Raw genomic sequence first — 24,695 nt, 5'->3', positions numbered from 1 at the left:
CCACTGGAGGTGGCAGCCGCCGGGGCGGCGTACGATCGGATCTGGACCACACCGGGAATCACTGGCGGACGGGTGACGTTGGCCAGTGGGTCCGGACCCATACCGCGCAGGGAGATTTCCACGTGACCACGCCAGCGCAGACCGAGTCGACCGAGGCCAAGGCCCCCAGCACCGTCGTCCTCACCGACGTCGCGGCGCAGAAGGTCAAGGCCCTGATCGAGCAGGAGGGCCGTGACGACCTGCGGCTCCGGATCGCCGTGCAGCCGGGCGGCTGCTCCGGCCTGCGGTACCAGCTGTTCTTCGACGAGCGGTCGCTCGACGGTGACATCGTCACCGACTACGACGGGGTCGAGGTCGTCGTCGACCGGATGAGCGCCCCCTACCTGGCCGGCGCGACGATCGACTTCGCCGACCGGATCGACGCCCAGGGCTTCACCATCGACAACCCGAACGCCGGCAACTCCTGCGCCTGCGGCGACTCGTTCAGCTGAGTCGACCGAGCGCCGGCACCGTGCCGGTCCGCCGCCCGCCACCTCGGGCGGCGCCGGCCTGACCGAGCGACGACAATGGCGGGGCCGCCCCCGGGTAGGGGGCGGCCCCGCTTTTGTGCGTACCGCCCGGTGTCACCCCGATGGCGCGGCACGGGGTGTCCGTCCGGTGACGGTCGGCCGTACGGTGGTTGGCCGCTCCTCGACCGACCTGCGACCGGCGCGCGGATCGGACCGGTAGGCTGACCCGCGCCGTGCTCCCCGACCGCGAGGGTTGACATGAAGATCGCCGTGACCGGCTCGATCGCGACCGACCACCTGATGAGCTTCCCCGGCCGTTTCGCCGAGCAGCTCATCGCCGACCAACTGGACAAGGTCTCCCTGTCCTTCCTCGTCGACGAGTTGGTGCTCCGGCGCGGCGGCACCGCCGCGAACATCGCCTTCGGCATGGCCCAGCTCGGCCTGCGGCCGGTGCTGCTCGGCGCGGTCGGCGCCGACTTCGCCGACTACCGCTCCTGGCTGGAGCGGCACGGCGTCGACTGCGACTCCGTGCACGTCAGCGAGGTGGCGCACACCGCCCGCTTCGTCTGCACCACCGACCTCGACATGTGCCAGATCGCGTCGTTCTACGCGGGCGCGATGAGCGAGGCCCGCAACATCGAGCTGTTCCCGGTGGCACAGCGGCTCGGCGGCCTCGACCTGGTCCTGGTCAGCGCCAACGACCCGGCCGCCATGATCCGGCACTCGGCCGAGTGCCGGGAGCGGGGCTACGCCTTCGTCGCCGACCCGTCGCAGCAGCTCGCCCGGATGGACGGCGGCGACGTGCTCAGCCTGGTCGACGGCGCCGAGTACCTGATGACCAACGAGTACGAGAAGTCGCTGCTGCAGAGCAAGGCCGGGCTCAGCGACGCGCAGCTGCTGGACCGGGTGAAGGTGCGGGTCACCACGCTGGGCAAGCAGGGTGTGGAGATCGCCGGCCGGGACTTCGCGACCATCCGGGTGCCGATCGCCCGGGAGATCCAGGCGGTCGACCCCACCGGTGTCGGCGACGGCTTCCGGGCCGGCTTCTTCGCCGCCCTGAACTGGGGTGTCAGCCTGGAGCGGGCCGCCCAGGTGGGCTGCCTGCTGGCCACCCTGGTGCTGGAGAACTTCGGCGGCCAGGAGTACGAGGTCCGCCGGGACCTGTTCGTCAAGCGCCTCGCCGAGTCGTACGGCGACGCGGCCGCCGACGACGTCCGGCCGCACCTGCTGCCGTGAGCTCCGGCGTGCCGGCCCCGGAGGGTGGGGTGGATCCGGGCGCGGTGCGCCCCGGCGTGGGCGGGCCGCTGCTGGTCGCCTTCGCCGGGCTGCCCGCCGTGGGCAAGAGCACCCTCGCCGCCCGGGTCGGCGTCGCGCTGCACGCCCCGGTCCTGCCGGTCGACCCGGTGGAGCGGGCCCTGGCCCGGTACGGCCTGGTCGGCGACGTGCCCGGGATGGCCGCGTACGGCGCGGTCGCCGGGCTGGCCGAGGTGCAGCTCGGGCTCGGGCTGAGCGTGGTGGTGGACGCGGTGAACCCGGTGGCCAGCGCCCGTGGCCTCTGGCACGACCTGGCCGAGCGGGCCGGCGTGCCGCTGCGGGTGATCGAGGTGCACTGCGGTGACGAGGCCGAGCACCGCCGCCGGGTCGAGTCCCGCCCGCCCGACGAGCACCCTCCGACCTGGGAGCAGACCCTGCTGCGCCGGGCCGAGTACGAGCCGATCATCGGCCCGCGCCTGGTGGTGGACACCGCCGTCGACACCGACCCGCTCCCGGGCATCCTCGCCTACCTCCGCTGACGGGTGCGCTGGTTGTCAACCGGGGCCTCCTTTCAACCCGCGCGGCGGACGTCGTAGGCGGGCCCCTGGTGGGGGTGGGCGGCGACGAACTCCTGGCCGCGCATCCGGCACCAGGCCGGGATGTCGACCGCCGCCGCGGGGTCGTCGGCGAGCACCCGGACGACCGCGCCGACGGGTAGCTCGGGCAGCCGACGGGCCAGGTTGATCACCGGCAGCGGGCAGCGCTGGCCCCGGCAGTCGAGCACCTCGGCCGGTTCGGTCACAGCTCCACCACGCCCGCCTCGGCGCGCAGGTCGGCGACGATCCCCGGCAGCTCGGCCAGGAACCGTTCCACGTCCGCCTCGGTGGTCTCCCGGTGCAGCGACACCCGCACGTTGCCGTGCGACAGCACCCCCATCGCCTCCAGCACGTGCGACGGCCGCAGCGTGGACGAGGTGCAGGAGGAGCCGGAGGAGACCGCGAAGCCCCGCCGGTCCAGCGCGTGCAGCAGTGCCTCGCCGTCCACGTACAGGCAGGAGAAGGTGACCAGGTGGGGGAGGCGGTCCACCGGATCGCCGACCACCTCCACATCCGGCACCTCGGTCGCCACCCGGGCCCGGATCCGGTCGACCAGCGGCGCCAGCCGGGCCGTCTCGGCCGCCGCGTCGGCCGCCGCCGCGCGCAGGCTCGCCGCCGCCGCGACCACCGCCGGCAGGTTCACCACCCCGGGGGTACGCCCGGACTCCCGCTCGTCGGCCGGGTACGGCGACTCCCACCGGGTGCTCTTGCGGACCACCAGCAGCCCGACGCCGGGCGGCCCGCCCCACTTGTGGGCACTGCCGGTCAGCACCGACCAGCCGGCCGGCAGCGGGGCCCGGCCGACCAACTGCGCGGCGTCCACGTAGAGCGGCACGCCCGCCTCGGCGCAGAACTCGGCCGCCGCCGGCACCGGCTGCACCGTGCCGACCTCGTGGCTGGCCCCGATCAGCGCGGCCAGGGCCACCCCGGGCCCGGCCAGCGCCGCCGCCCAGGCGTCCAGGTCCAGCCGGCCGAGCCGGTCCACCGGCACGGAGACCGCGTCCCCACCGGCGGCCACGTGCCGCTCGGCGGCGTGCAGCACCGCGGAGTGCTCGATCGCGGAGTGCACCAGCCGCGCCCCGACCCGGCGCCGGCCGGCCAGGCCGCCCAGCACCGCGGCGTGCGCGGCGGCCGTACCGCTGGGGGTGAAGGAGAGTTCGTCGGCGCGGACGCCGAGGGTCTGCGCGGCGGCCTCGCGGGCGGCGTCCAGCAGTTGGCGGGCCCGCCGGGCCTGGCCGTAGAGCTTGGCCGGGTCGGCCCAGCCGTCGTCCAGGGCGGCCAGCAGCGCCTGTCGCGCGACCGGGTGCAGCGGCGCGGCGGTGGCCGCGTCCAGGTAGACCGGGGACCCGTCACCGGGCCTGATGGCTCGCTCGCTGCGCTTGCTCACGAAGGCCAACGCTATCGTGCCGGTGGCGGCAAGATCCCCCGGATGGGGGCGGACAGTGACCCCAAGACGGTCAGGCCCGTCATGGTCGAGTAATCTGCGACCGTCGGTGACGCCTTTGCCGTCGGTGCTGATGGAAACAACCACCGCGGCGCGCTAGGGAGGCAGGACCAGGTGGTCGCAAGGAGTTCGGAGGTACGGTCGTCGGCCGTACGGCACAGCGCTTCCCCAGGAGCCGGTGGACGCCGGCGGCGAGGTGCTGGTCGGCTCGCCGGGCTCGGCCTCGGCGGAGTCGCGCTGCTGCTCTCGCTCACCGGCTGCGACGTCGGCAAGGCGTTCGGCGGCTTCGGGTGGCCGCAGGGCGGCATCACGCCGGAGTCGCACCGGATGTACGACCTGTGGATCGCGTCCTGCATCGCGGCGCTCGCGGTCGGCGTGTTCGTCTGGGGCCTCATCTTCTGGTGCGTGATCCGCTACCGGAAGCGGGGCAACGCGCTGCCGGTGCAGACCCGCTACAACCTGCCGATGGAGTTCCTCTACACCATCGCGCCGATCCTCGTGGTCTCCGTGCTCTTCTACTACACGGCGGTCGTGCAGACCGACGTGATCAAGGAGTCGAAGAACCCGGACGTCACCGTCGAGGTCGTCGCCTTCAAGTGGAACTGGCAGTTCAACTACCGCGACGGCCAGGGCCGCGACGCGAACACCGTCGCTTCGACGCTGGGCACCAGCGAGGTCATCCCGGTGCTGGTCCTGCCGACCGGCAAGTCGATCCGGTTCGAGGAGACCAGCCGCGACGTCATCCACTCCTTCTGGGTGCCGGAGCTGCTGTTCAAGCGCGACGTCATGCCGGGCAACATCCGCAACACCTTCGAGGTCTCCAGCATCGACCAGGAGGGCGCGTACGTCGGCCGCTGCGCCGAGCTGTGCGGCAGCTACCACGCCTTCATGAACTTCGAGCTGCGGACCGTCTCGCCGCAGAAGTTCGAGCAGTTCCTGGCGGCCAAGAAGGCCGGCAAGTCGACCCAGGAGGCGCTCCAGGCGATCGGAGAGGCGCCGTACGCCGAGACGACCAAGCCGTACGACACCCGGCGCACGAAGAACAACTTCAACCCGACCAACGCGTCGGCCGGTACGGGCAGCTGAGGGGGCCGGCATGAAGACCGAGTGGAAGATCTTCCTCATCGTCTCGACGTTCCTCTACGGCGTCGCGGTCCTCTACGGCGCCTGGACGTACGGCGAGGGCGGCCGGGTCGAGTGGGTCGGCACTGTGGCGCTGGTGCTCTCCGGCCTGCTCACCTCGATGTGCGGCGGCTTCTTCTGGTTCGTCTCCCGCCGGATCGATCTGCGGCCGGAGGACCGGGCGGACGGCGAGATCGCCGACGGCGCGGGTGAGGTCGGCTTCTTCAGCCCGGGCAGCTACTGGCCGTTCGGCCTGGCCATGGCCGCGTCGATCGCCGGCCTCGGCCTGGCCTACTGGCAGATGTGGCTGCTCGTAGCCGGCCTGATCGCGGTGATCTTCGCCGCCTGCGGCCTGCTCTTCGAGTACTACAGCGGCACCCGCCGGACCGCCGAGCACTGATCTGACGACAGCGAACGGCCCGCGCCCCTTCGGGGGACGCGGGCCGTTCGCATACCGTCGGGCGGGTGGGCCAGGGGCGCGCGCAGCGCCGTGGGGCGCCGGTCAGGCGGCCCGACGGTGGGGCCGGCGGCGCTGGTCGAGGCGCGGGGCGCGGAAGGCGAAGGCGGCGACCAGCAGGGCCGCGCCACAGCCGGTGCAGACCAGTTCCGACCACTCCGGCTCGGCGTGTCTGACGCCACGCCGCGACCCGGAGCAGTCGTCAGAGCAGTCGGCGCCGTGCCCGTCGACGCAGGGCGGTGCCTCGAACAGCACGACGCCCTCGCAGATGTCGCAGTAGAGCTCGCGGTCCGACACGGGCGTCTCCTCTCGTTCCGGTACCGAAACGGAAAATTACTCCCATGTAGTTTGGCACGCCGGTACGACGCTCTCCCGAGTGGACCCGGCGCAGGCCCGGCCCGGCCGCCGGGGGAGGAGAGCCGTCAGAGGGAGCGGGCCACCTCGAGCCAGCGGTCCAGGGCACCCGCGGCCGCGCCCGAGTCGATCGATTCGGCCGCCCGGGCCATCCCCGCCCGGACCGCCTCGTGCAGGTCCCCGTCCAGCGGACCCTGGGTGGCCAGCGCCGCGCCGGCGTTCACCAGCACCGCGTCCCGGACCGGGCCGGTCTCGCCCGCCAGCAGCCGCCGGGCCACGCCGGCGTTGTACGTCGCGTCACCGCCCCGCAGATCGGCCAGGGTGGACCGGGGTACCCCCAGCTCCGCCGCGTCCAGCAGCGCCTCTCTGACGGTGCCCTGCTGGGCCACCCAGACGCGGGTCGGGGCCGCGGTGGTGAACTCGTCCAGCCCGTCCTCGCCGCGCATCACGATCACCGAGTCGCCCCGAGCCGCGAACACCGCCGCCATCACCGGGGCCATCCGCAGGTCGAAGCAACCGACCGCGCCGGCCCGGGGCCGGGCCGGGTTGGTCAGTGGGCCGAGGAAGTTGAACGCGGTGGGCACGCCGATCTCCCGGCGGATCGGGCCGGCGTGGCGCATCCCCGGGTGGAAGCGGCCCGCGAAGCAGAAGCCGATGCCCGCCTCGACGACGCACCGGGCCACCTGCTCGGGGGCCAGGTCCAGCGGGATACCCAGGTGTTCCAGCAGGTCGGCGGTGCCGCACAAGGACGAGGCGGCGCGGTTGCCGTGCTTGACCACCCGTACCCCCGCGCCGGCCACCACCAGCGCGGTCATGGTGGAGATGTTGACGGTGTGCGCGAGGTCGCCGCCGGTGCCGACCACGTCCAGCGCGGTGGCGCGGATCTCCTCGGGCAGCCCGACCTCGACCGACCGGCCGAGCATCGCCTCGACCAGGCCGGCCAGCTCGGCCGGGGTCTCGCCCTTGGCGCGCAGCGCCACCACGAAGCCGGCCACCTGCGCGGGACTGGCCGAGCCGGTCATGATCTCGTCCATCGCCCAGGCGGTGTCGGCGGTGGAGAGCTCCTCGCCGCGCAGCAGCGCGTTGAGCAGAAGCGGCCAGGTCCGTTCGCCCATGGCGGGCCTCCCGAGCGGGGGGTGGGATCAGGTGTGGCGGTCGTCATCCGGTCCGTGGCGCCGCCTTGGCGGCGCGGAGGCCGAATCCATGGCCGACGGTGTCACGGCACCGTCGCCGTGACGCCGAGTGGGGCGACTCAGGCTGCGGCGGGCGTGCGCCGCAGCAGCTCGGCGACGGTGGTGCCGGCGGTCACCGGGTCGAGCGGGTAGGTGAGCGTGGCGTCGACCTCGGCGTACGCCGCCAGCCAGCGGTCGGCCGCCCGGGCGATGACCACGCAGGTCGGCGGGGCGTCGTCCCGATCGTCCTTGATCTGGCGGGCGATGCCGATGCCACCGCCCGGAGTCGCCTCGCCGTCGAGCAGGAGCAGGTCGATCTCGTAGTCGTCGACGAGCCGGACGCACGCGGCGTAGTCGGACGCCTCGACGAACTCGATCTCCAGCCCCGGCGCGGGCCGGGTACCGACGGCGAGCCGCATCCGGTCGCGGACCTTCGGGTCGTCGCTGTAGAGCAGGACGGTACACAGACGATCGCTCATCGCTGACTTGCTCCCACCTCGTAGCTGCCCGCTGATCGTAGCGGGCGTCACATGCGGCCGGACCGCCCGCCCTCGCGGAGCTCAGCCCGCGGCCTGCGCGGCGCGCTCGCGGGCCTCCTGGCGGTCCAGTTCGCGGTCCAGCCGGCGGGCCTCGCGTTCGGACTGCTTGATCCACTGGACGACCAGCACGGCCAGCATGGTGACGCTGACGAACTCGCCGCCGGCCCACAGCACCCCGCCGGCGACGACCTGGTCGTTCTGCGGGTCCGACCAGCTCAGGTGCAGGGACGGGTACCAGTCGCCGCCGAGCAGGGTGGTGCTCTGCATGATGGTGAGCCCGAGCACCGTGTGGAACGGCACGGAGAGCACCATCAGCAGCGCCCGGGCCGGGTACGGCCAGCGCCCGGGCAGCGGGTCCAGGCCGAGCAGCGGCCAGAAGAAGACGCAGCCGGTAGCGATGAAGTGGGCGTGCACCAGTTCGTGCGCCCATTCGTGCTGCAGCGTGTACTCGTACAGGCCGCTGAAGTAGAGCGCGAACGGGTTCACCACGAAGATGGCGAACGCCACCAGTGGGAAGCTGTAGACCCGGGCGACCCGGCTGTGCACGATCGCCAGCAGCCGCTTGCGGGGCCGCACCGGCAGGGTGCGCAGGGCCAGGGTGACCGGCGCGCCCAGCGCCAGGAAGATCGGCGACACCATGGACAGCACCATGTGCTGGATCATGTGTACCGACAGCAGTGTGGTGTCGTACGCGCCCAGCCCGCTCAGGGTCACCGCCGCGATGCCGCCCAGGCCGGGGCCGAGGAAGCAGACCGTGCGGACCACCGGCCAGCGGTCGCCGCGCAGCCGCAGCCGGTACACCCCGTACAGGTAGAGGCCTGCGGCGACGACCAGCCCGAGGGCGAGCCAGTTGTTGAGCTCGACCTCGGTGAAGACCCGGGTGACGGTGAACGGCGGCGGGACGGTCCCACCGCCGCCCGCCAGGGGCGTCGCGGCGGCACCCGAGGTGGCGGCGGAGATCTGATCGACGTGCAGCACGCTTTTCAGGGTAGGTCAGGCGAAGCGGACGCCCCTGATCGGGCCACGGTCGGCGCAGGTTTCCGACCCCGCTGATCGTCCGTCCCGGTCAAGGGCAATAATGACCGCGTGACTGCGGCCCCAGCCATTGACAAGAGCCGGATCCACTCCCTGACCCGACCCAACATGGTCAGCGTCGGGACGATCGTGTGGCTCTCCAGCGAACTCATGTTCTTCGCGGCGCTGTTCGCGATGTACTTCTCGATCCGCGCGGCGGCGCCGGAGCTGTGGGAGAAGCACACCGAGATCCTGAACATCCCCTACGCGACCACCTTCACGGTGATCCTGGTGCTGTCCTCGGTGACCTGCCAGCTCGGTGTCTTCGCGGCCGAGAAGGGTGACGTCCACTCCCTGCGCCGGTGGTTCACGATCACCTTCGTGATGGGTCTGATCTTCGTGCTCGGCCAGGCGAACGAGTACCGCAACCTGGTGCACGAGGGCGTCAAGATCAACGCCGACGGGTACGGGTCGATGTTCTACCTGACCACCGGCTTCCACGGCCTGCACGTGACCGGCGGTCTGATCGCGTTCATCATCTTCATGATCCGTACCACCATGGGCCGGTTCACCCCGGCGCAGGCGACGTCCGCCATCGTCGTGTCCTACTACTGGCACTTCGTTGACGTCGTGTGGATCGGGCTCTACGCCATGATCTACTGGCTTCAGTGATCTTGGCGCGTCACGTTTCGCGCCGCTGCTCCGTCCCCTGAGACAAGGTCCAACCGGTTAAGGACACAGGTCATGACTTCTGACAACGACCGCCGACGCGGTCTGCTCGCGCGGTTGCGCGGGCGGCCCGTAGCGCGCAGCAGGGGCCGCCGCCGGCTGGGTGCCGCGGTCCGCCTGACCGCCGCGCTGATGCTGGCCGGCGGCGCCTACACCGTCTTCGCCCCCGGCGTGCAGGCGCAGGACAACCCGCCCCTGAGCGCCGCCGCCAACGAGGGCAAGGCGCTGTTCGACGTGAGCTGTGTGACCTGTCACGGTCGCAACGCCCAGGGCGTCGAGGGACGCGGTCCGAGCCTGATCGGCGTCGGGTCGGCCTCGGTCGAGTTCCAGGTCAGCAGCGGCCGGATGCCGTTGGCCCGACAGGAGGCCCAGGCGCAGCGCAAGCCCCCGTCGTTCACCGACGAGCAGACCCGCCAGATCGGCCAGTACATCCAGGAGCTCGGCGGCGGCCCGCAGGTGCCGCAGGGCAACTTGCGCGAGGGCGCCAACCTGGCCACCGGTGGTGAGCTGTTCCGGATCAACTGCTCGCAGTGCCACGCCTTCGGCGCTGGCGGCGGCGCGCTCTCCTCGGGCAAGTTCGCCCCGACCCTGAAGCCGGCCAGCGACCGGCAGATCTACGCCGCCATGCTGAGCGGCCCGCAGAACATGCCGGTGTTCGGCGACAACCAGATCACTCCGGAGCAGAAGGCGGACATCATCGCCTACATCCAGGAGAACCTGAAGGCAACCCAGGACCAGGGCGGTTTCAACCTGGGCCGGTACGGCCCGTCGACCGAGGGTCTCGCGATCTTCCTGGTCGGCATCGTCGCGCTGGTCTTCACGACCCTGTGGATTGCGGGCAAGTCGTGACCGAGCGGATCATTCGTTTCAGTGCTGTGGCGTCGACCCCCGACGCCACCCGTAGCGAGGTGACGGCATGAGCACCCACACCGAGCACCAGGCCCCGCAGGGCCGGGAGCCGCTCGACGTGAACGACCCCCGGCTCTCCCGGTTCGACATCGTCCAGGAGGGCGCGCGGCGGGACGACATCGAGATCGTCCACTACGAGCAGCAGGTGGTCCCGGGCACCAAGGCGGAGCGCCGGCTGGCCCGTACGATCGCCCTGTTCTTCCTGCTGACCGGCGCGGCCGCCACCGCGTTCCTGGTCATCTACATCTGGTGGCCGTGGCAGTGGGAGCCGGGCCGCGGCGGCGACAAGTGGTACACCCCGCTGCTCGGCGTGACCCTCGGCATCGCGCTCCTCGGCATCGGCTTCGGCATCCTCACGTGGGGCAAGAAGCTGCTGGCCAAGGAGGTCTCGATCCAGGACCGGCACGACCAGCCGAGCTCGGCCGAGGACCGCCGGATCGCCGGCGAGACCATGCTCTTCCTCGCCGACGAGATGGGCATCCGGCGCCGGCCGCTGCTCGGTGTCTCGCTCGTGGCCGGCCTGCTGCCGGTCGGCGCGGTCGTCGCGGCACCGCTGATCGGTGGCCTGATCACCAACCCGCACAAGAACAACCAGATGTTCACCACCGGGTTCAAGCCGCAGGACGGCAAGAAGATCCGGCTGATCCGCGAGGACGGGCGACCGATCCGCCCCGCGGACGTCAGCGTCGGCGGTCAGCTCACCGTGTTCCCCGGCATCGACGGCGGCGTGAGCAACCGGCACGCCGACTCGCCGACCCTGCTCATCCACCTCCGCGAGGACGACGCGCAGAAGTCGCGGGCCGCCAACGCCCGGGAGGGCCACGGCGACTACATGTGGGGCAACTTCGCCGCGTTCTCCAAGATCTGCACGCACGCCGGTTGCCCGGCCAGCCTCTACGAGCAGCAGACCAACCGCCTGCTCTGCCCGTGCCACCAGTCGCAGTTCCTCATCACCGACAACGCCAAGCCGGTCTTCGGCCCGGCCAGCCGGCGGCTGCCGCAGCTGCCGATCGAGGTGGACGAGGAGGGCTTCTTCGTGGCGAAGTCCGACTACACCGAGACCATCGGTCCCGACTTCTGGGAGCGGCCATGAAGCGCCGAAAGTTTGACGTAGCAGCGGTCCCGGCCAAATCGGCCGGGGCGCTGGACGACCGCTTCCAGGCGGCCACCCCGCTGCGGAAGGTGCTGAACAAGGTCTTCCCGGACCACTGGTCCTTCCTGCTGGGCGAGATCGCGCTCTTCTCGTTCATCGTGCTGGTGCTGACCGGTGTCTTTCTGACCTTCTTCTTCGAGCCGGCGATGACCGAGGTCGTCTACGACGGCAGCTACGCCCCGCTGCGGGGCACGCCGATGTCGGCCGCGTACGCCTCGTCCCTGGACCTGTCGTTCGACGTCCGGGGCGGTCTGGTCATGCGGCAGATGCACCACTGGGCGGCGCTGCTGTTCATGGCCTCGATCGTGGTGCACATGCTGCGGGTGTTCTTCACCGGCGCGTTCCGCAAGCCGCGCGAGACCAACTGGATCATCGGCTCGCTGCTGTTCTGGGTCGGCTTCCTGGCCGGCTTCACCGGCTACTCGCTGCCGGACGACGGCCTGTCCGGTACCGGTCTGCGGATCGCTTCCGGCATCATGCTGTCGATCCCGGTGATCGGCTCCTGGGTCACCTCGTCGATCTTCGGCGGGGAGTTCCCGGGCACCATCATCATCAGCCGGTTCTTCATCGCCCACGTGCTGCTCATTCCGGGTCTGCTGGTGGCGCTGATCAGCGCCCACCTGGGCCTGGTCTTCAAGCAGAAGCACACCCAGTGGCCCGGCCCCGGCCGGACCAACGAGAACGTGGTCGGCGAGCGGTTCTTCCCGCGCTACGTGCTCAAGCAGGGCGGCTTCTTCATGGTCGTCTTCGGCGTGATCGCGCTGTTCGGCGGCCTCTTCCAGATCAACCCGATCTGGTACTTCGGCCCGTACGAGGCGTGGGTGGTCTCGGCCGCCAGCCAGCCCGACTGGTACGTCATGTTCCTCGACGGCTCCACCCGACTCATGCCGGCGTGGCAGATCGACATCCCGATCGGCGACGGTTACGTCATTCCGCCGCTGTTCTGGCCGACCGTCGTGCTGCCCGGCATCCTGGTGGGCCTGTCCCTGATGTACCCGTTCCTTGAGGCGCGCCGCCTCAAGGACCACCGCCACCACAACCTGCTCCAGCGGCCCCGGGACGTCCCGGCCCGGACCGCGGCGGGCGCGATGGCCCTGGCCTTCTTCATCGTGCTGACCCTCTCGGGCGGCAACGACGTCATCGCCGACAAGTTCCACATCAGCCTGAACGCGATGACCTGGGCGGGTCGGGTCGGCATCCTGATCCTGCCGCCGCTGGCCTACTACTTCACGCACCGCATCTGCCTGGGTCTGCAGCAGCACGACCGGGAGGTGCTGGCCCACGGCGTGGAGACCGGCATCATCAAGCGGCTGCCGGACGGCCGGTTCGTCGAGGTGCACCAGCCGCTCAGCGCGGCCGAGGGCCACGACGGGCACGCCCCGGCGCTGGACTACGTCGGCTGGGTCGTCCCCAAGAAGATGAACCGGCTGGGCGCGCTGGGCCCGGCGATCCGGGGCTTCTTCTACCCGATCGAGAAGCCGGCCGAGGCGCCGGTCTCGCCGGGGCACCCGCCGGTCGAGCCGCGACCGGAGCGGGAGGAGATCGGCAGCGGCGAGAGCCGTCGCTGATCCCTCGCGTACGACTGACCGTGGCGTCCGCCGGATCATCCGGCGGGCGCCACGGCCGTTTCCGGCCCGATCGTCCCCTCCCGTGGCCGACGGTCCCGTTCCGCCTCGCCGCCGCTCCCCGACCCAGACGGGTGGAACCGCAGGAATAACCCCGGTCAGCCGGGTATCCGTGCGGTCCAACGTCTCAAGGGGGGGAAAGCATGTTGGGAATCAAACGCCTGGGCCTGCTGGCCGTGCTGGTGCTTGTCGGGCTGGCACCCGCCGCAGCGGCGCAGGCGGCGGCCCAGCCGTCGACGCAGGACACCCAGTACCTGCAGGCGCTGCACCAGGTGAACCTGGCCGAGATCACGATGGGCAACCTGGCTCAGCAGAAGGGCCAGAACGCGCAGGTCAAGGACCTGGGTAAGCAGTTCGTGACGGACCACACCCAGCTGGACCAGACGGTGAAGAGCACCGCGCAGCAGCTGAACGTCCAGTTGCCGTCCGAGCCGACCGCCGACCAGCAGAAGGTCATCAGCAGGCTGAACGGCCTCAGCGGCGCCGAGTTCGACAAGGCGTGGGTGACCGCCGAACTGGCCGGCCACGTCCAGGCCATCCAGGCCACGCAGACCGAGATCTCGCAGGGCTCGGAGCAGTCGGTGGTCACGCTGGCCCAGGACGCCCTGCCGGTGCTCCAGGCGCACCTCGACGCCCTGACGGCACTGGCCCAGACCCTGGGCGTCCCGGTCCCGCAGACCAGCGCCAGCGGCACGCCCAGCCCGGGCGGCAGCACCACGCCGGCTCCGGGCGGCACCGAGTCCACGGCTCCGGGCGGCACCGAGTCCCCGGCTCCGGGCGGCACCACCGAGGCGCCGGCCCCGGGCACCACGGAGACTCCGGCGCCCGGCCAGAGCTGACGACGTCCGGCTCATGGTGGCCGGTCCGTCCCTCGGGACGGGCCGGCCACCGCGCGTCCGCCGGTTAGTCGGCGTTGGCCAGCCCGATCGCGAACGCCTCCTCCAGGTCGTGCTGCGAGTACGCCCGGAACGCGATGTGCGACTCGGTGTTGAGCACCCCCGGCACCTTGGAGATGCTGCCGGCGATGACCTGGGCGATCTGCTCGAAGTCGCGGACCCGGACCATGGCGATCAGGTCGACGTGACCGGCCACCGAGTAGACCTCGCTGACGCCGGGCAGGTTGGCCAGGTTCTCGGCCACCTCGGGGATGGAGTCGGTGGCGCAGTCGATCAGCACGATCGCGGTGATCACGGGACATTTCTCCGTTCGTCGGCGTCGTGGCCCATGCTAGAGGCTTCCATCGTCACGTCGTCCCCGGCCGGGCGATCCGGCCCGCCGGGACGGTCACGTCGCCCCCGGCGCGGATCGCGTCGGAGAGTCGTTCGTCCGCGCGTACCGTCGCGCCGGGCCAGACCACCGCCCGGGTGACCTCGCCGCGGACGGTGGCTCCCGGCCCGATCACCGCGTGGTGGACCCGCCCGGTCACCGTGGCCGCCGGGTCGACCAGGCTGCCGTCGCCGGCCGCGTGCAGGTTGGCCGCCAGGTAGTCGGCCGGGGTGCCGGTGTCGTAGAAGACGCCTGGGTAGGGCACCACCTCGAGCGCGCCGGCCGCCTCCGCCGGCCGCCACACCGCCCGGACCAGGTCGCCGAAGCTGGCCGGCAGGTCGCGGACCAGCCGCCAGGGCAGCAGCGAGAACCCGACGAAGACGTGGCCGCTGAAGGTGCCGGGGGCCGCCGGGTCATCGGCCGGTCGGCCGAGCAGGCGTACGCTCCGCCCGTCCCAGCCGTCCAGCAGCTCCGCCACGTCCGGCCCCGGTGGGGCGTCCGGATCCGCCAGGTACGCGTCGGCGTTGCCGACCAGCACCCCCCGTCCGGCGATCCAGTCCCGCAGGTTGCCCAGCCCGCCCGCGGTGCCGAGCGGGTCACCCGGTTCCACCGACAGGTGGGCCCGGGCGCCGACGTGCGCCACCACCTGGTCGCCCAGGTAGCAGGCGTTGACGGCGACCCGGTCCGGGCCGGTCAGGCCGAGCCCGGCGAGACGGGCCAGGGCGCGGTCCAGCAGCGGCACGTTGCCCACCGGGCACAGCGCCTTGGGCACCCGTTCGGTCAGCGGGCGCAGCCGGATGCCCTCGCCGGCGGCGAGCACCACGCCGCACACGTCCACCGCCGCCCGCCAGCCGGGACCCGCCGCGCGGGCACCGGTCGACGCCGCCCCGCCGTCGGCGATGCCCGGGCCGCCGGCATCCCTCGGGCCGTCGGGGAGGCCGTCAGGGGCATCAGGGTGGGCCGGGTCGCAGAGGCCGGTCACGGGACGTTCCCCGGCGGCCGGGCCCGTGCCGGCGCGACCGGCCGGGCCGACGGGGCGGCTCAGGCCCACCGGGCCGGTGGGGCGTCGCGCGCCTCCGGGGCGGCCGGGACGGGTCACGCGCCCGACGGCGTCGCCGGCGGGACCTCACCGGCGCGCGGTCCGATGCCATAGTGGCCGAGCAGGTTGGCGGTGGCCCGGCTCAGCCGGGGCAGGTCGTCCAGCGGGTGCCAGGCCGCCTCGAAGACCTCGGCGCCGTCCACCGTCAGCTCCGTCGTCGAGGCCGGCACCTCGGTCTCGAAGACCACGTCCACCCAGCCCTGGGCGTGCACCACGGCGTTGGGCACGGCCGGGCGCAGCCGGTCGGGGGAGAGCCGGATGCCGGACTCCTCGTACAGCTCGCGGGCCGCGCCGACCACCGGGGCCTCGGCCCGCTCCAACAGGCCGGCGGGGAGGGTCCAGCTGTAGCCGGGCGGCTGGCGCAGCAGCAGGATCCGCCCGGCGCCGTCGGCCTCGGTGTCCCGGACCAGGACCACCGCACCCACGATGTACTTCGGTACGGCGAGCCGGACCAGCCGCCGCCGCAGCCGGACCGGGAGGCGGTAGAAGAGCCGGTAGCCGATGGCCCGTCCGGTGGCACGCGCGCGGGGGATCATGCTTGTAAGGCTAGGCCATGTCCGGCCGATCATCTCCGGGCTGCGGAGCCCACGCGCACCTACTGCCGGTGATCGACGAGATCGATCAGCTGCTCGACCACGGTGTCCGGCTCGACCACCCGGTCGAAGACCGCCACCAGCAGGGTCTCCAGGTCGGGGTAGCCCAGCTCCTCGGAGAGCCGCAGCAGCGGCAGGTCGCTGGCCAGCCCGCGGTTGTGCTTGCGCAGCGCCAAGCCGATGCTGGCCCGGCCGAGGCGTACCTTGTCGGCGATCGAGATGCCCGGCTCGGTGTGCTCGGCGAACCAGCGGTTGATCTGCATCTGGGCGTGCGGCGACTTGACGAAGCCCAGCCACTCCCGGCGCGGCCCGCGCGGCGCGACGTCGGCCTCGAAGCCGCTCTCCGCGTCGCTCTCGGTGAAGATCTCCACCACGTCGCCGTCCTCCAGTTCGGAGGAGAGCGGGGCCAGCCGGCCGTTGATCCGCGCCGCGAGGCAGTGGTCGCCCCGCTCGGTGCCCAGCTCGTACGCGAGGTCCACCGGGGTCGCGCCGGCCGGCAGGACGATCTGCCGGCCGTCGGCGACCACCTGGATCTGCGCCTCCGCCAGGTCGCAGCGCAGCGACTCCATGAACTGGGTCGGGTCGACGGCCTCCTGCTCCCAGTCGAGCACCCGGCGCAGCCAGGCCAGCTCGCCCGCCCGGTCGGCGGCCCGTCCGGCGGCGCGGGGGAAGCGGTAGTGGACGGCGACGCCGTACTCGGCGGAGCGATGCATCTCCTCGGTGCGGATCAGCACCTCCACCGTGCGGTCCTGCGGCCCGCAGACGCTGGTGTGCAGCGACCGGTAGAGGTTGTTCTTGGGGGAGGCGATGAAGTCCTTGAAGCGCCCGGGCACCGGGCGCCAGAGCCCGTGCACCGCGCCGAGCGCGGCGTAGCAGTCGGTGGCCGGGCCGTCCACCACGATCGCGATGCGGGGCAGGTCGTACGGCGCGGTGTGGCCGCCCGCCACGGTGTCCTTCCAGATCGAGTAGAGGTGCCGGGGGCGGGGGGACACCTGCGCGTCGACCCGGCTGCGGCGCAACGCCAGCTTGGTCCGCGCCACCACGGCGGCCAGGTAGCTGTCCCAGCCGGGCCGGTCGTGCACGAACCGGGCGATCCGCGCGTGCTCCTCGGGCTGCAGGTGCAGCAGCACCACGTCGTCGAGCTCGCGTTTGAGCGTCTGGATGCCGAGCCGGTCGCAGAGCGGGACGAGCACCTCGAGGGTCTTGCGGGCGATGCGCTCCCGGGAGGCGGCGGAGCGTACGCCGAGGGTGCGCATGTTGTGCAGCCGGTCGGCCAGCTTGATGATCAGCACCCGGACGTCCTTGCCGGCCGCGACGATCATCTTGCGGACGGTCTCCGCCTCGGCGGCCTTGCCGTAGAACGCCTTGTCGAACTTGGTGACCCCGTCGACCAGGTGGGCCACCTCGCGCCCGAAATCCTCCTGGAGCGCCTGGAGCGTGTAGCGGGTGTCCTCCACCGTGTCGTGCAGCAGCGCGGCGACCAGGGTGATGGTGTCCATGCCGAGCTCGGCACAGATCTGGGCGACGGCGAGCGGGTGGGTGATGTACGGCTCGCCGCTCTTGCGGAACTGCCCGCGGTGCATGTTCTCGGCGATCGTGTACGCCCGCCGGAGCACCGAGGAGTCGGCGCTGGCATGGCTCACCCGGTGGGCGCGGACCAGCGCGGTGACCGGGTCGCTGTCGGTGGTGGGCCAGGTGAGCAGGGCGCGCAGCCGCCGGGTCAGCGGCAGCTCGCCGGGCTGGGTCGGAAGGGCGCCGCCCAGGGCGGCGCCGTGTCCGGCGTCGACGTCCACCTGGGACACCTCCTCACCCCGGCCCCGGGCCGCCGGGGTCGGCGACCGGGAGCAGGCCCGCGAAACGGGCAGGACTGCACTTCTCTAACAGCCTAAGCGAGTTGACGTCGTCCGATCGGACACTTGGTCATGGGCGTTCGGTCGAGAGTTGGTGGGACGCGCCGTTCTCCGCCTTCGTCAGCAGGGCACGGAACCGCCCCGCGCCGGTGATCGGGGACGCCCAGCCGGAGGAGGCCTCCACCAGCCGGGTCTCCGGTCGCTCCAACCAGGACAGGATGCGTTCGGTCTCCTCGGCGGAGGCCGCCGGCACCGGGCCGTGCCCGGGCAGCACCGTCTCGGCGGTGGCCCGGATCGCGGTGATGGTCGGTCGGGGGTGGACACCCGGCGGAGAGACGCCGGCACCGGCCAGCCGGCCGTACCGGACCAGGGCCAGTTCCCAGCCACCCCGGGCGGCCGGGCGGGCGGCGGCCAGCTCGGTGATCCCGGTCAGCGCGGCCAGCCGTTGCATCCGGACCGCCGCGCGCAGCACCGCGGCCAGCCGGCCACGGACCACCGCGGCCTCCTCGTACCGCCGGGCGGCCGAGAGCACCCCGATCCGGGCGAGCAGGGCGTCCACCACCACCTGCGGATCGCTGGTGGTGGCGGTGCGGAACGGGGTGGCCGCCTGGTGCTCGTACTCCTCGGGGGCGATCCGGTGCTCGCAGGGCGCCGGGCAGCGACCCAGCTCGGCCAGCGCGCAGGCCGGCATGGTGGTGCGCCGGGAGAGCCGGTGCGTGCACTGGCGCAGCGGGACCGCGTCGTGGAAGCCGGCGGCGGCCAACTCGGCGGCCTGCTTGGAGCGGAACGGGCCGAGGTAGGCGGTGTCGGCGGGGGAGAGGTCCCGCACGATCGACAGCCGAGGGTACGCCTCGTCGGTCAGCTTCAGCCAGACCTGCCGCTCGGGGTATTTGGAACGCCGGTTGTACGGCGGCGCGTGGGCGGCGATCAGCCGCAGCTCGCGGATCTCCGCCTCCAGCGAGTGGGCGCACTCGACGGCCTCGACCCGCTCGGCGGCGGCCAGCATCTCCGAGATCCGGGCCCGCTTCTCGCTGGCCGTGAAGTAGCTGCGCACCCGGGTGGCGATGTCGCCGGAGGTGCCGACGTAGAGCGGCCGGTCGTCGGCGGCCCGGAAGATGTAGACCCCGGGCACCTTCGGCAGCCCGTCGGCGAGGTGGCGCTTGCGGCGCTGGGTGGGGGTGACCGCCCGCGCGAACTCGATCGCCTCGCCGACCGTGTCGACCCGGTGCCCGCCGAGCCGGCCGATCAGCCCGTGCAGCACGTCGACGGTGGCCTTCGCGTCGTCGAGCGCCCGGTGCGTCGGCTGGGTCGCGGTGCGGAAGTACGCGGCCAGGGTGCCCAGCTTGCGGTTGGGCACCTCGTCACGGGTGAGCACCCGGCGGGCCAGCGCGGCGGTGTCCAGCACCCGCGGGTTGGGCCAGCGATAGCCGTGCTTCGCGCACGCGGCCTTCAGGAAGCCGACGTCGTACGGGGCGTTGTGGGCGACCAGCACGGCGTCGGCGATGAACTCCAGGAAGCTCGGCAGCACCTGCTCGATCGGCGGGGCGGGGAGCAGCATGGCCTGGGTGATCCCGGTCAGCACGGTGATGAACGGCGGGATCGGCACCCCCGGGTTGACCAGGGTGGCGAGCACGCCCAGCTCCTCGCCGCCGCGCACCTTGACCGCGCCGATCTCGGTGATCCCGCCGCCGTCCGGCGCGCCGCCGGTGGTCTCCAGGTCGACCACCACGAAGGTGGTCGCGTAGAGCGGCAGGGCGGGATCCACCCCGTCGTCCGCCGTCCGGTCCAGGCCGGCCAGCGCCTCCTGCACGTACTCCGCTCGCGTCACCCGCGGCACGGTAACGGCCGGGTCCGACACTCCCGTCCCAGCTGCCCCAGGCGTTACCACGGCGGTAGGATGAGAGATCGGCTCACTCACCGGGCGGTGGGCCCGTTCGGGGTGGGAGACTTACCACATGCCCCTCACCGAGCCGCACGACCACTTCTCCGCGGAGGAGGAGTCGGTGGTCGCCGCGCACGCCGCCGGTGAGGCCGCGGACGCCCCGGTCCCGGAGCCCGGCGCCGAGAGCACGGCCGGCGCCCCGGCCGTCTCCGAGCCGGAGCCCACCCTGCCCGAGCCGGTCCGGCAGCGGATCGTGGCGCTGACCGCCGCCGTGCTGCCCGGGCTGCCCGCCGACGAGGTGCCGGTCCCGCTGCGCCGGGTGGCCAAGTTCGCCCCCAACCGCCGCGCCCGGCTCGGCGCGCCGGCCATCGCCGCCCAGCTCACCGCCGACCCGCTGTTCCGGCAGCGGGTGACGGCCCGGGTGCTGGCCGACGCCGGTGACCTGGGCGCGGCCGTGGTGGAGGGGACCGCCCCGGCCGCCGCCGATCCGGTCGAGGTGGCCGCCCTGGCGTACCTGGCCCGGCCACGGGGCTGGCGGGCGCTGATCGAGGCGAGCGGCGCCGCGGTGCGGGCCGAGGCGGACAGCGCGGTCGTGGCCGAGCTGGTCCGGGAGGCCGAGCAGCGGGCCACCCGCGCCGAGCACGACCGGGCGGTGGCTCGGGTCGAGGCGGAGAAGCTCCGCGACGAGCTGGCCCGGGTCCGGGAGGAGCTGGGCCAGCTCCGCGAGGAGGCCCGGCAGCTCACCCGTACCCTGCGGGAGACCCAGGCCCGGGAGCGCAAGGCCACCGAGATGCTCGCCACCGAGCGGGGCCGGGCCGCCCGGGCGGCGGCCGACGCCGACGCCGAGCTGCGCCGCGCCCGGGCCCGGCTGGCCGAGGCCGCGGCCGCGGCGGGGGTGGTCCGGGCCAGCGCCAAGGAGGCCCGCTCGGTCGACGACGCGAAACTGTGGCTGCTGCTGGAGACCATCGGCCAGGCGGCGGTCGGGCTGCGCCGTGAGCTGGCCCTCGACCCGGTCGACCGGATGCCCGCCGATTTCGTCGCCGACGCCTTCGCCGAGCAGGCGGCGACCACCCAGGCCGGCGCGGCCGCCCGCGCCCGGGACACCGACGACCCGGCCCGGCTGGACCAGCTCCTCGCGTTGCCGAAGGCGCACCTGGTGGTGGACGGCTACAACGTGACCAAGCGGGGCTTCGGCGAGATGTCCCTGGAGCAGCAGCGCAAACGGCTGATCAGCGGGCTGGGCGGGATCGCCGCGCAGACCGGGGACGAGGTCACCGTGGTCTTCGACGGCGCCGAGCGGATCCACGGGCTGCCGCCCGCGCCGCGCGGCGTACGGGTGCTCTTCTCGCGCAAGGGAGAGACCGCCGACGAGCTGATCCGCCGGCTGGTCCGGGCCGAGCCGGCGGGGCGGCCGGTGGTCGTGGTCTCCTCCGACCGGGAGGTCGCCGACGGGGTACGCCGGCACGGCGCGTACCCGCTGGGCGCGGACTCCCTGCTGCGCCGGCTCGCCCGGTCCTGATGCCCGATGATCGGTTTCGGGGTGCCTGCTGCCTCGTTGTCCGGTTCTGTCGTACCCCTGGCCTAGCGTCGTGGTGACCGACGGTGGCGGGAGGTTTCCCTTCCGCCACCGGCGACGTGTCAGGAGGCGTTGATGCTCATCGACTGCGACACCTGCGGGGTCCGTGGCGCCGGCTGTTCCGGCTGCCTGGTGACCGCGCTGCTCGACACCGACTCGCCGGCGGCGGCGCTCGGCCCCGCGGAGCACCGGGCGATCGAGGTGTTCGCCCGCGCCGGCTTCGAGGTGGAGGTGCTGCCGCCCCCGTCCGCCCGGCCCGCCCGCCGGCCGGCCCGGCGCCGCCGGGTCGCCTGACCCACCGGCCCCGGCCTGCGCCCACGCCCGGTGATCGACTCGGGTTGCGGGAGGTCGGGGGGTGCAGCGCGGGTGAGACCCAGACCTGCCGCGTGTGGGGTGGGCGCGGCGGCCCGCGGGCACCGCAGCCGACGCGGGCGCGCCGGGCCTTAGGATGGGCGCTCACGGCGGGAGGAGCGGGATGAAACGGGTACGGCGCGGCGGGGTGCGGCGGTGAGCCCGCGCGGCTGGGCGGTGCTGACCCTGGCCGGGCTGGCCCTCGCGCTGGTCGTCGCCGGCGCGCTGCTGATCCCGTGGGGCCGGCCGCCGGCGCCCCGCGCCGACCAGTTGGCCGCGCTGCGGTCCCTGCCGGTCGACCAGGTGGCCCGGGGGCGGGCCTTCCACGGGGCGCTGCGTCCGGCCGCGTGGTCGGCGCTCGGCGTCGGGCTGGTGGTCGCGCTGGTGCTCGGGCTCACCCCGCTCGGCGCTCGCCTGGTGGACCTCGCCGGCCGGCCGTTCGGCGACCACTGGATCGCCCAGGCGGTGCTCGGCGGGCTGGCCGTGCTGCTCCTCGCCGACCTGCTCACCCTGCCGTTCGCCGCGTGGCGGCAGACCGTGCTGACCCGGTACGGCCTGAGCACCCAGGGCTGGGGCGGCTGGGCGGTCGACCTGCTCAAGTCGTACGCGGTCAGCGCGGTCATCGGCGCGCTCGTGCTGCTCGGCTTCTACTCGGTGGTCCGGCTCGTCCCGCGCTGGTGGTGGGCGTTCGGCGCGGCCGGCGCCGCCCTGCTGGTGGTGCTGCTGTCGTTCGTGCTGCCGGTGCTGGTCGAGCCGGTGTTCAACCGGTTCACCCCGATGGAGCCCGGCCCGCTGCGTACCGAGCTGATGAGCGTGGCGGCCCGGGACGGCGTGCCGGTCCGCGACGTGCTGGTCGCCGACGCCTCCCGGCGGACCCGGGCGGTCAACGCGTACGTCTCGGGGCTGGGGCCGACCCGGCGGGTGGTGGTCTACGACACCCTGCTGCGCGAGGCCACCCCGGAGGAGGTGACCAGCGTCGTCGCGCACGAGTTGGGGCACGCCAAGGACCGGGACGTGTGGACCGGCACGCTCACCGGGGCGCTCGGTGCCGCCCTCGCCGTGGTGGCCCTCTACCTGATCGGCTCCTGGGCGCCGCTGCTGCGCCTGGCCGGGGTCGACTCCGTCGCCGCGCCCGTCGCGTTCCCGCTGCTGATCGCCCTGATCACGCTCGTCGGGCTGGTCCTCACCCCGGTGCAGGCCCTGGTGTCCCGGCGGGTCGAGGCCCGGGCCGACGCGCACGCGCTCGCCCTGACCGGCGACCCGGCCACCTTCGAGGCGATGCAGCGCCGCCTGGCCGGGGTGAACCTGGCCGACCCCGACCCGCCCCGCTGGGAATACCTCTGGTCGGCGTCCCACCCGTCCACCGTGGAGCGGATGGCCGCCGCCCGCGCCTACGCCAGGGAGATCGGCAGATGAGCCGCACCTTGCTGATCACCAACGACTTCCCGCCCCGCCCCGGCGGCATCCAGTCCTTCGTGCACAACCTCGCCGTGCGCCAGCCCCCCGGCTCGGTGGTGGTATACGCGTCGAGCTGGCGGGGCGCCGCCAAGTTCGACGCCGACCAGCCCTTCGAGGTGGTCCGGGAGCGCACGTCGGTGCTGCTGCCCACCCCGCTGATCGCCCGCCGGGCGGCGAGGCTGGCCCGGGCGTACGACTGCGACTCGGTGTGGTTCGGCGCGGCGGCCCCGCTCGGGCTGCTCGCGGCGGGGCTGCGCCGCCGGGCCGGGATCCGGCGGGCGGTGGCCCTCACCCACGGGCACGAGGCCGGCTGGGCGTCCCTGCCCGGTGCCCGGTCCGCGCTGCGCCGGATCGGCCGGGGGGTGGACGTCACCACCTACCTCGGCGAGTACACCCGGGTCCGGCTGGCCCGGGTGCTGGACGGGGTGACCGAGCTGCGCCGGCTCGCCCCCGGCGTCGACGTGGACACCTACCACCCGTCAGTGGACGGGGAGCGGGTGCGGTTGCGCCTCGGGCTGGCCGACCGGCCGGTGGTGGTCTGCGTGTCCCGGCTGGTGCCGCGCAAGGGGCAGGACATGCTCATCCGGGCGATGCCGGCGATCCGGCGCCGGGTGCCGGACGCGGCGCTGCTCGTGGTGGGCGGCGGGCCCTACCGGGCGACGCTGGAGAAGCTGGCCCGGCAGACCGGCGTGGAACCGGACGTGGTCTTCACCGGTTCGGTGCCGTCGGCCGAGCTGCCCGCCCACTACGCCGCCGGCGACGTGTACGCCATGCCCTGCCGGACCCGTAACCGGGGCCTGGACGTCGAGGGGCTGGGCATCGTCTACCTGGAGGCCAGCGCGACCGGGCTGCCGGTGGTGGCCGGCGACTCCGGCGGCGCCCCGGACGCGGTCCGCGAGGGCGAGACCGGGTACGTGGTCCGGGGCTGTGACGTGGCCCAGCTCGCCGACCGGGTGGCCACCCTGCTCGCCGACCGGGACCTGGCCCGCCAGCTCGGCGCGGCCGGCCGGGCCTGGGTGGAGCGGGAGTGGCGCTGGGAGACCCAGGCCGAGCGGATGTCCGCCCTGCTCGCCTGCTGACCCGCCGGTCCCGGCCGGTCCCGGCCGGTCCCGCCGACGGGCCGTGCCGGCCGTGCCACCGGGCCGCGCCGCCGAGCCGCGCCCGAGCGGCCGCGCCGCCAGGCGCGGGGTCAGGCTCGGGTCAGCGCCGGCTCGGGCGCGGGCGGCGGGGCCGGCCGGGACGCCCGGCGGGACAGCCGGCCCGGCCACCAGGTACGGGCGCCCAGGTCCAGGGCCAGCGCCGGGATCAGCAGGCTGCGGACCAGGAACGTGTCGAGCAGGATGCCGACGGCCACGATGACCCCCATCTGCACCGACGGCACCAGCGGCAGTACCAGCAGCGCCCCGAAGGTGGCCGCGAGCACCACGCCCGCGCTGGTGATCACCCCACCCGTGACGGCCAGCGCGCGCAGCACGCCGGGCCGGTGCCCGATCAGCGTGGCCTCCTCCCGGGCCCGGGTCATCAGGAAGATGGTGTAGTCCACCCCGAGCGCGACCAGGAACAGGAACGCCTGCAACGGGACCCCGACGAACAGCTTCGGGTGGCCCAGCGCGTCCAGCAGCAGCCCGGCGGCGCCCATCGCCGCTGCGTACGACAGCACCACGCTGGCCATCAGCAGCAGCGGTGCGACCAGCGACCGCAGCAGCAGCACCAGGATCGCCAGGACGACGGCGAGCACCAGCG

26 protein-coding genes are annotated in these 24,695 nt (G+C 73.4%); 14 read left to right on the top strand and 12 right to left on the bottom strand.

What is annotated here, in order from left to right; all coding sequences use genetic code 11:
- The first annotated feature begins 122 nt into the window (after positions 1-122).
- The 3 genes from erpA (at position 123) to ONA70_RS20115 (ending at position 2,302) form a co-directional block, all read left to right on the top strand.
- Entirely contained in the window at positions 123-491 is a 369-nt protein-coding gene (erpA, locus tag ONA70_RS20125; RefSeq protein WP_265008005.1) for an iron-sulfur cluster insertion protein ErpA, read from the top strand.
- 276 nt (positions 492-767) lie between these two features.
- Positions 768-1,745, top strand: coding sequence for a carbohydrate kinase family protein (locus ONA70_RS20120; protein WP_265008004.1), 978 nt, complete (start codon positions 768-770; stop codon positions 1,743-1,745).
- Positions 1,742-2,302 carry an AAA family ATPase gene (locus tag ONA70_RS20115; protein WP_265008003.1) on the top strand — a complete coding sequence of 187 codons (561 nt, stop codon included), beginning with the start codon at positions 1,742-1,744 and terminating at the stop codon, positions 2,300-2,302. The genes ONA70_RS20120 and ONA70_RS20115 overlap by 4 nt, the downstream gene beginning before the upstream one ends.
- A 32-nt stretch (positions 2,303-2,334) precedes the next feature.
- Here ONA70_RS20115 and ONA70_RS20110 read toward each other — a convergent pair whose 3' ends face one another.
- Positions 2,335-2,565, bottom strand: coding sequence for a sulfurtransferase TusA family protein (locus tag ONA70_RS20110; protein WP_265008002.1), 231 nt, complete (start codon positions 2,563-2,565; stop codon positions 2,335-2,337).
- The gene (locus tag ONA70_RS20105) at positions 2,562-3,890 is read right to left on the bottom strand and encodes a cysteine desulfurase family protein (RefSeq protein ID WP_406601221.1); all 1,329 of its coding nucleotides are present in this window, start codon (positions 3,888-3,890) and stop codon (positions 2,562-2,564) included. The genes ONA70_RS20110 and ONA70_RS20105 overlap by 4 nt, the downstream gene beginning before the upstream one ends.
- Before the next feature lie 27 nt (positions 3,891-3,917).
- Between ONA70_RS20105 and ctaC the strand changes: the two genes are divergently transcribed.
- Both ctaC and ONA70_RS20095 read left to right on the top strand, forming a co-directional pair.
- A complete protein-coding gene (gene ctaC, locus ONA70_RS20100; protein WP_265008001.1) occupies positions 3,918-4,889 on the top strand; it encodes an aa3-type cytochrome oxidase subunit II in 972 nt (323 codons plus the stop codon).
- Between the two features lie 10 nt (positions 4,890-4,899).
- Positions 4,900-5,325: a cytochrome c oxidase subunit 4 gene (locus tag ONA70_RS20095; RefSeq protein WP_265008000.1), complete on the top strand. Its 426-nt coding sequence runs from the start codon at positions 4,900-4,902 to the stop codon at positions 5,323-5,325.
- A gap of 102 nt (positions 5,326-5,427) precedes the next feature.
- On the opposite strand, the gene ONA70_RS20090 is transcribed toward ONA70_RS20095, so the two are convergent.
- From ONA70_RS20090 to ONA70_RS20075, 4 genes are all read right to left on the bottom strand, one after another.
- A complete protein-coding gene (locus ONA70_RS20090) occupies positions 5,428-5,679 on the bottom strand; it encodes a hypothetical protein (protein WP_265007999.1) in 252 nt (83 codons plus the stop codon).
- Positions 5,680-5,804: 125 nt separating this feature from the next.
- Positions 5,805-6,851 carry an anthranilate phosphoribosyltransferase gene (gene trpD, locus ONA70_RS20085; RefSeq protein WP_265007998.1) on the bottom strand — a complete coding sequence of 349 codons (1,047 nt, stop codon included), beginning with the start codon at positions 6,849-6,851 and terminating at the stop codon, positions 5,805-5,807.
- Between the two features lie 137 nt (positions 6,852-6,988).
- Complete coding sequence (locus tag ONA70_RS20080) at positions 6,989-7,387, bottom strand: response regulator (protein ID WP_265007997.1); 399 nt, start codon at positions 7,385-7,387, stop codon at positions 6,989-6,991.
- Between the two features lie 81 nt (positions 7,388-7,468).
- Positions 7,469-8,425 carry a cytochrome c oxidase assembly protein gene (locus tag ONA70_RS20075; protein WP_265007996.1) on the bottom strand — a complete coding sequence of 319 codons (957 nt, stop codon included), beginning with the start codon at positions 8,423-8,425 and terminating at the stop codon, positions 7,469-7,471.
- A 108-nt stretch (positions 8,426-8,533) separates the two neighbouring features.
- Here ONA70_RS20075 and ctaE point away from each other — a divergent pair, with 108 nt between their 5' ends.
- The 5 genes from ctaE to ONA70_RS20050 all read left to right on the top strand — a co-directional run bounded on the left by ctaE (position 8,534) and on the right by ONA70_RS20050 (position 13,716).
- Entirely contained in the window at positions 8,534-9,133 is a 600-nt protein-coding gene (gene ctaE, locus ONA70_RS20070) for an aa3-type cytochrome oxidase subunit III (RefSeq protein ID WP_265007995.1), read from the top strand.
- Between the two features lie 72 nt (positions 9,134-9,205).
- On the top strand, positions 9,206-10,039 hold the full coding sequence (qcrC, locus tag ONA70_RS20065; protein WP_265007994.1) for a cytochrome bc1 complex diheme cytochrome c subunit: 834 nt from the start codon (positions 9,206-9,208) through the stop codon (positions 10,037-10,039).
- Between the two features lie 67 nt (positions 10,040-10,106).
- A complete protein-coding gene (gene qcrA / locus ONA70_RS20060) occupies positions 10,107-11,192 on the top strand; it encodes a cytochrome bc1 complex Rieske iron-sulfur subunit (protein ID WP_265007993.1) in 1,086 nt (361 codons plus the stop codon).
- Positions 11,189-12,820, top strand: coding sequence for a cytochrome bc1 complex cytochrome b subunit (qcrB, locus tag ONA70_RS20055; protein ID WP_265007992.1), 1,632 nt, complete (start codon positions 11,189-11,191; stop codon positions 12,818-12,820). Before qcrA ends, qcrB begins: the two co-directional genes overlap by 4 nt.
- A gap of 200 nt (positions 12,821-13,020) precedes the next feature.
- Entirely contained in the window at positions 13,021-13,716 is a 696-nt protein-coding gene (locus ONA70_RS20050) for a DUF4142 domain-containing protein (protein ID WP_265007991.1), read from the top strand.
- Between the two features lie 64 nt (positions 13,717-13,780).
- Here ONA70_RS20050 and ONA70_RS20045 read toward each other — a convergent pair whose 3' ends face one another.
- From ONA70_RS20045 to ONA70_RS20025, 5 genes are all read right to left on the bottom strand, one after another.
- Positions 13,781-14,068, bottom strand: a complete 288-nt coding sequence (locus tag ONA70_RS20045) for an Lrp/AsnC family transcriptional regulator (RefSeq protein WP_265007990.1) — start codon at positions 14,066-14,068, stop codon at positions 13,781-13,783.
- A gap of 52 nt (positions 14,069-14,120) precedes the next feature.
- Positions 14,121-14,981, bottom strand: coding sequence for a nucleotidyltransferase family protein (locus ONA70_RS20040; protein ID WP_265008007.1), 861 nt, complete (start codon positions 14,979-14,981; stop codon positions 14,121-14,123).
- Positions 14,982-15,238: 257 nt separating this feature from the next.
- Positions 15,239-15,778, bottom strand: coding sequence for an NUDIX hydrolase (locus tag ONA70_RS20035; protein WP_265007989.1), 540 nt, complete (start codon positions 15,776-15,778; stop codon positions 15,239-15,241).
- Between the two features lie 59 nt (positions 15,779-15,837).
- A complete protein-coding gene (locus ONA70_RS20030) occupies positions 15,838-17,628 on the bottom strand; it encodes a RelA/SpoT family protein (protein WP_265008006.1) in 1,791 nt (596 codons plus the stop codon).
- Positions 17,629-17,755: 127 nt separating this feature from the next.
- A complete protein-coding gene (locus ONA70_RS20025) occupies positions 17,756-19,513 on the bottom strand; it encodes a DEDD exonuclease domain-containing protein (RefSeq protein WP_265007988.1) in 1,758 nt (585 codons plus the stop codon).
- Between the two features lie 127 nt (positions 19,514-19,640).
- Between ONA70_RS20025 and ONA70_RS20020 the strand changes: the two genes are divergently transcribed.
- The 4 genes from ONA70_RS20020 to ONA70_RS20005 all read left to right on the top strand — a co-directional run bounded on the left by ONA70_RS20020 (position 19,641) and on the right by ONA70_RS20005 (position 24,031).
- On the top strand, positions 19,641-21,086 hold the full coding sequence (locus tag ONA70_RS20020; protein WP_265007987.1) for an NYN domain-containing protein: 1,446 nt from the start codon (positions 19,641-19,643) through the stop codon (positions 21,084-21,086).
- 132 nt (positions 21,087-21,218) lie between these two features.
- A complete protein-coding gene (locus ONA70_RS20015; protein WP_265007986.1) occupies positions 21,219-21,437 on the top strand; it encodes a hypothetical protein in 219 nt (72 codons plus the stop codon).
- A 213-nt stretch (positions 21,438-21,650) separates the two neighbouring features.
- Entirely contained in the window at positions 21,651-22,910 is a 1,260-nt protein-coding gene (locus ONA70_RS20010) for a M48 family metallopeptidase (RefSeq protein WP_265007985.1), read from the top strand.
- Positions 22,907-24,031: a glycosyltransferase family 4 protein gene (locus tag ONA70_RS20005; protein ID WP_265007984.1), complete on the top strand. Its 1,125-nt coding sequence runs from the start codon at positions 22,907-22,909 to the stop codon at positions 24,029-24,031. Before ONA70_RS20010 ends, ONA70_RS20005 begins: the two co-directional genes overlap by 4 nt.
- 110 nt (positions 24,032-24,141) lie before the next feature.
- Here ONA70_RS20005 and ONA70_RS20000 read toward each other — a convergent pair.
- A partial coding sequence (locus tag ONA70_RS20000) for an MMPL family transporter (protein ID WP_265007983.1) occupies positions 24,142-24,695 on the bottom strand: 554 nt, incomplete at its 5' end.

It is taken from the genome of Micromonospora yasonensis (assembly GCF_026013475.1).
GTDB classification, from domain to species: Bacteria; Actinomycetota; Actinomycetes; order Mycobacteriales; family Micromonosporaceae; genus Micromonospora; species Micromonospora yasonensis.
This window is presented reverse-complemented; position numbering and strand designations above follow the sequence as displayed.

Coding starts and splice junctions, on each gene's coding strand:
- ONA70_RS20120 (WP_265008004.1), top strand. CDS start 768: ATGAAGATCGCCGTGACCGGCTCGATCGCGACCGACCACCTGATGAGC.
- ONA70_RS20095 (WP_265008000.1), top strand. CDS start 4,900: ATGAAGACCGAGTGGAAGATCTTCCTCATCGTCTCGACGTTCCTCTAC.
- trpD (WP_265007998.1), bottom strand. CDS start 6,851: ATGGGCGAACGGACCTGGCCGCTTCTGCTCAACGCGCTGCTGCGCGGC.
- ONA70_RS20080 (WP_265007997.1), bottom strand. CDS start 7,387: ATGAGCGATCGTCTGTGTACCGTCCTGCTCTACAGCGACGACCCGAAG.
- qcrC (WP_265007994.1), top strand. CDS start 9,206: ATGACTTCTGACAACGACCGCCGACGCGGTCTGCTCGCGCGGTTGCGC.
- qcrA (WP_265007993.1), top strand. CDS start 10,107: ATGAGCACCCACACCGAGCACCAGGCCCCGCAGGGCCGGGAGCCGCTC.
- qcrB (WP_265007992.1), top strand. CDS start 11,189: ATGAAGCGCCGAAAGTTTGACGTAGCAGCGGTCCCGGCCAAATCGGCC.
- ONA70_RS20050 (WP_265007991.1), top strand. CDS start 13,021: ATGTTGGGAATCAAACGCCTGGGCCTGCTGGCCGTGCTGGTGCTTGTC.
- ONA70_RS20035 (WP_265007989.1), bottom strand. CDS start 15,778: ATGATCCCCCGCGCGCGTGCCACCGGACGGGCCATCGGCTACCGGCTC.
- ONA70_RS20020 (WP_265007987.1), top strand. CDS start 19,641: ATGCCCCTCACCGAGCCGCACGACCACTTCTCCGCGGAGGAGGAGTCG.
- ONA70_RS20015 (WP_265007986.1), top strand. CDS start 21,219: ATGCTCATCGACTGCGACACCTGCGGGGTCCGTGGCGCCGGCTGTTCC.
- ONA70_RS20005 (WP_265007984.1), top strand. CDS start 22,907: ATGAGCCGCACCTTGCTGATCACCAACGACTTCCCGCCCCGCCCCGGC.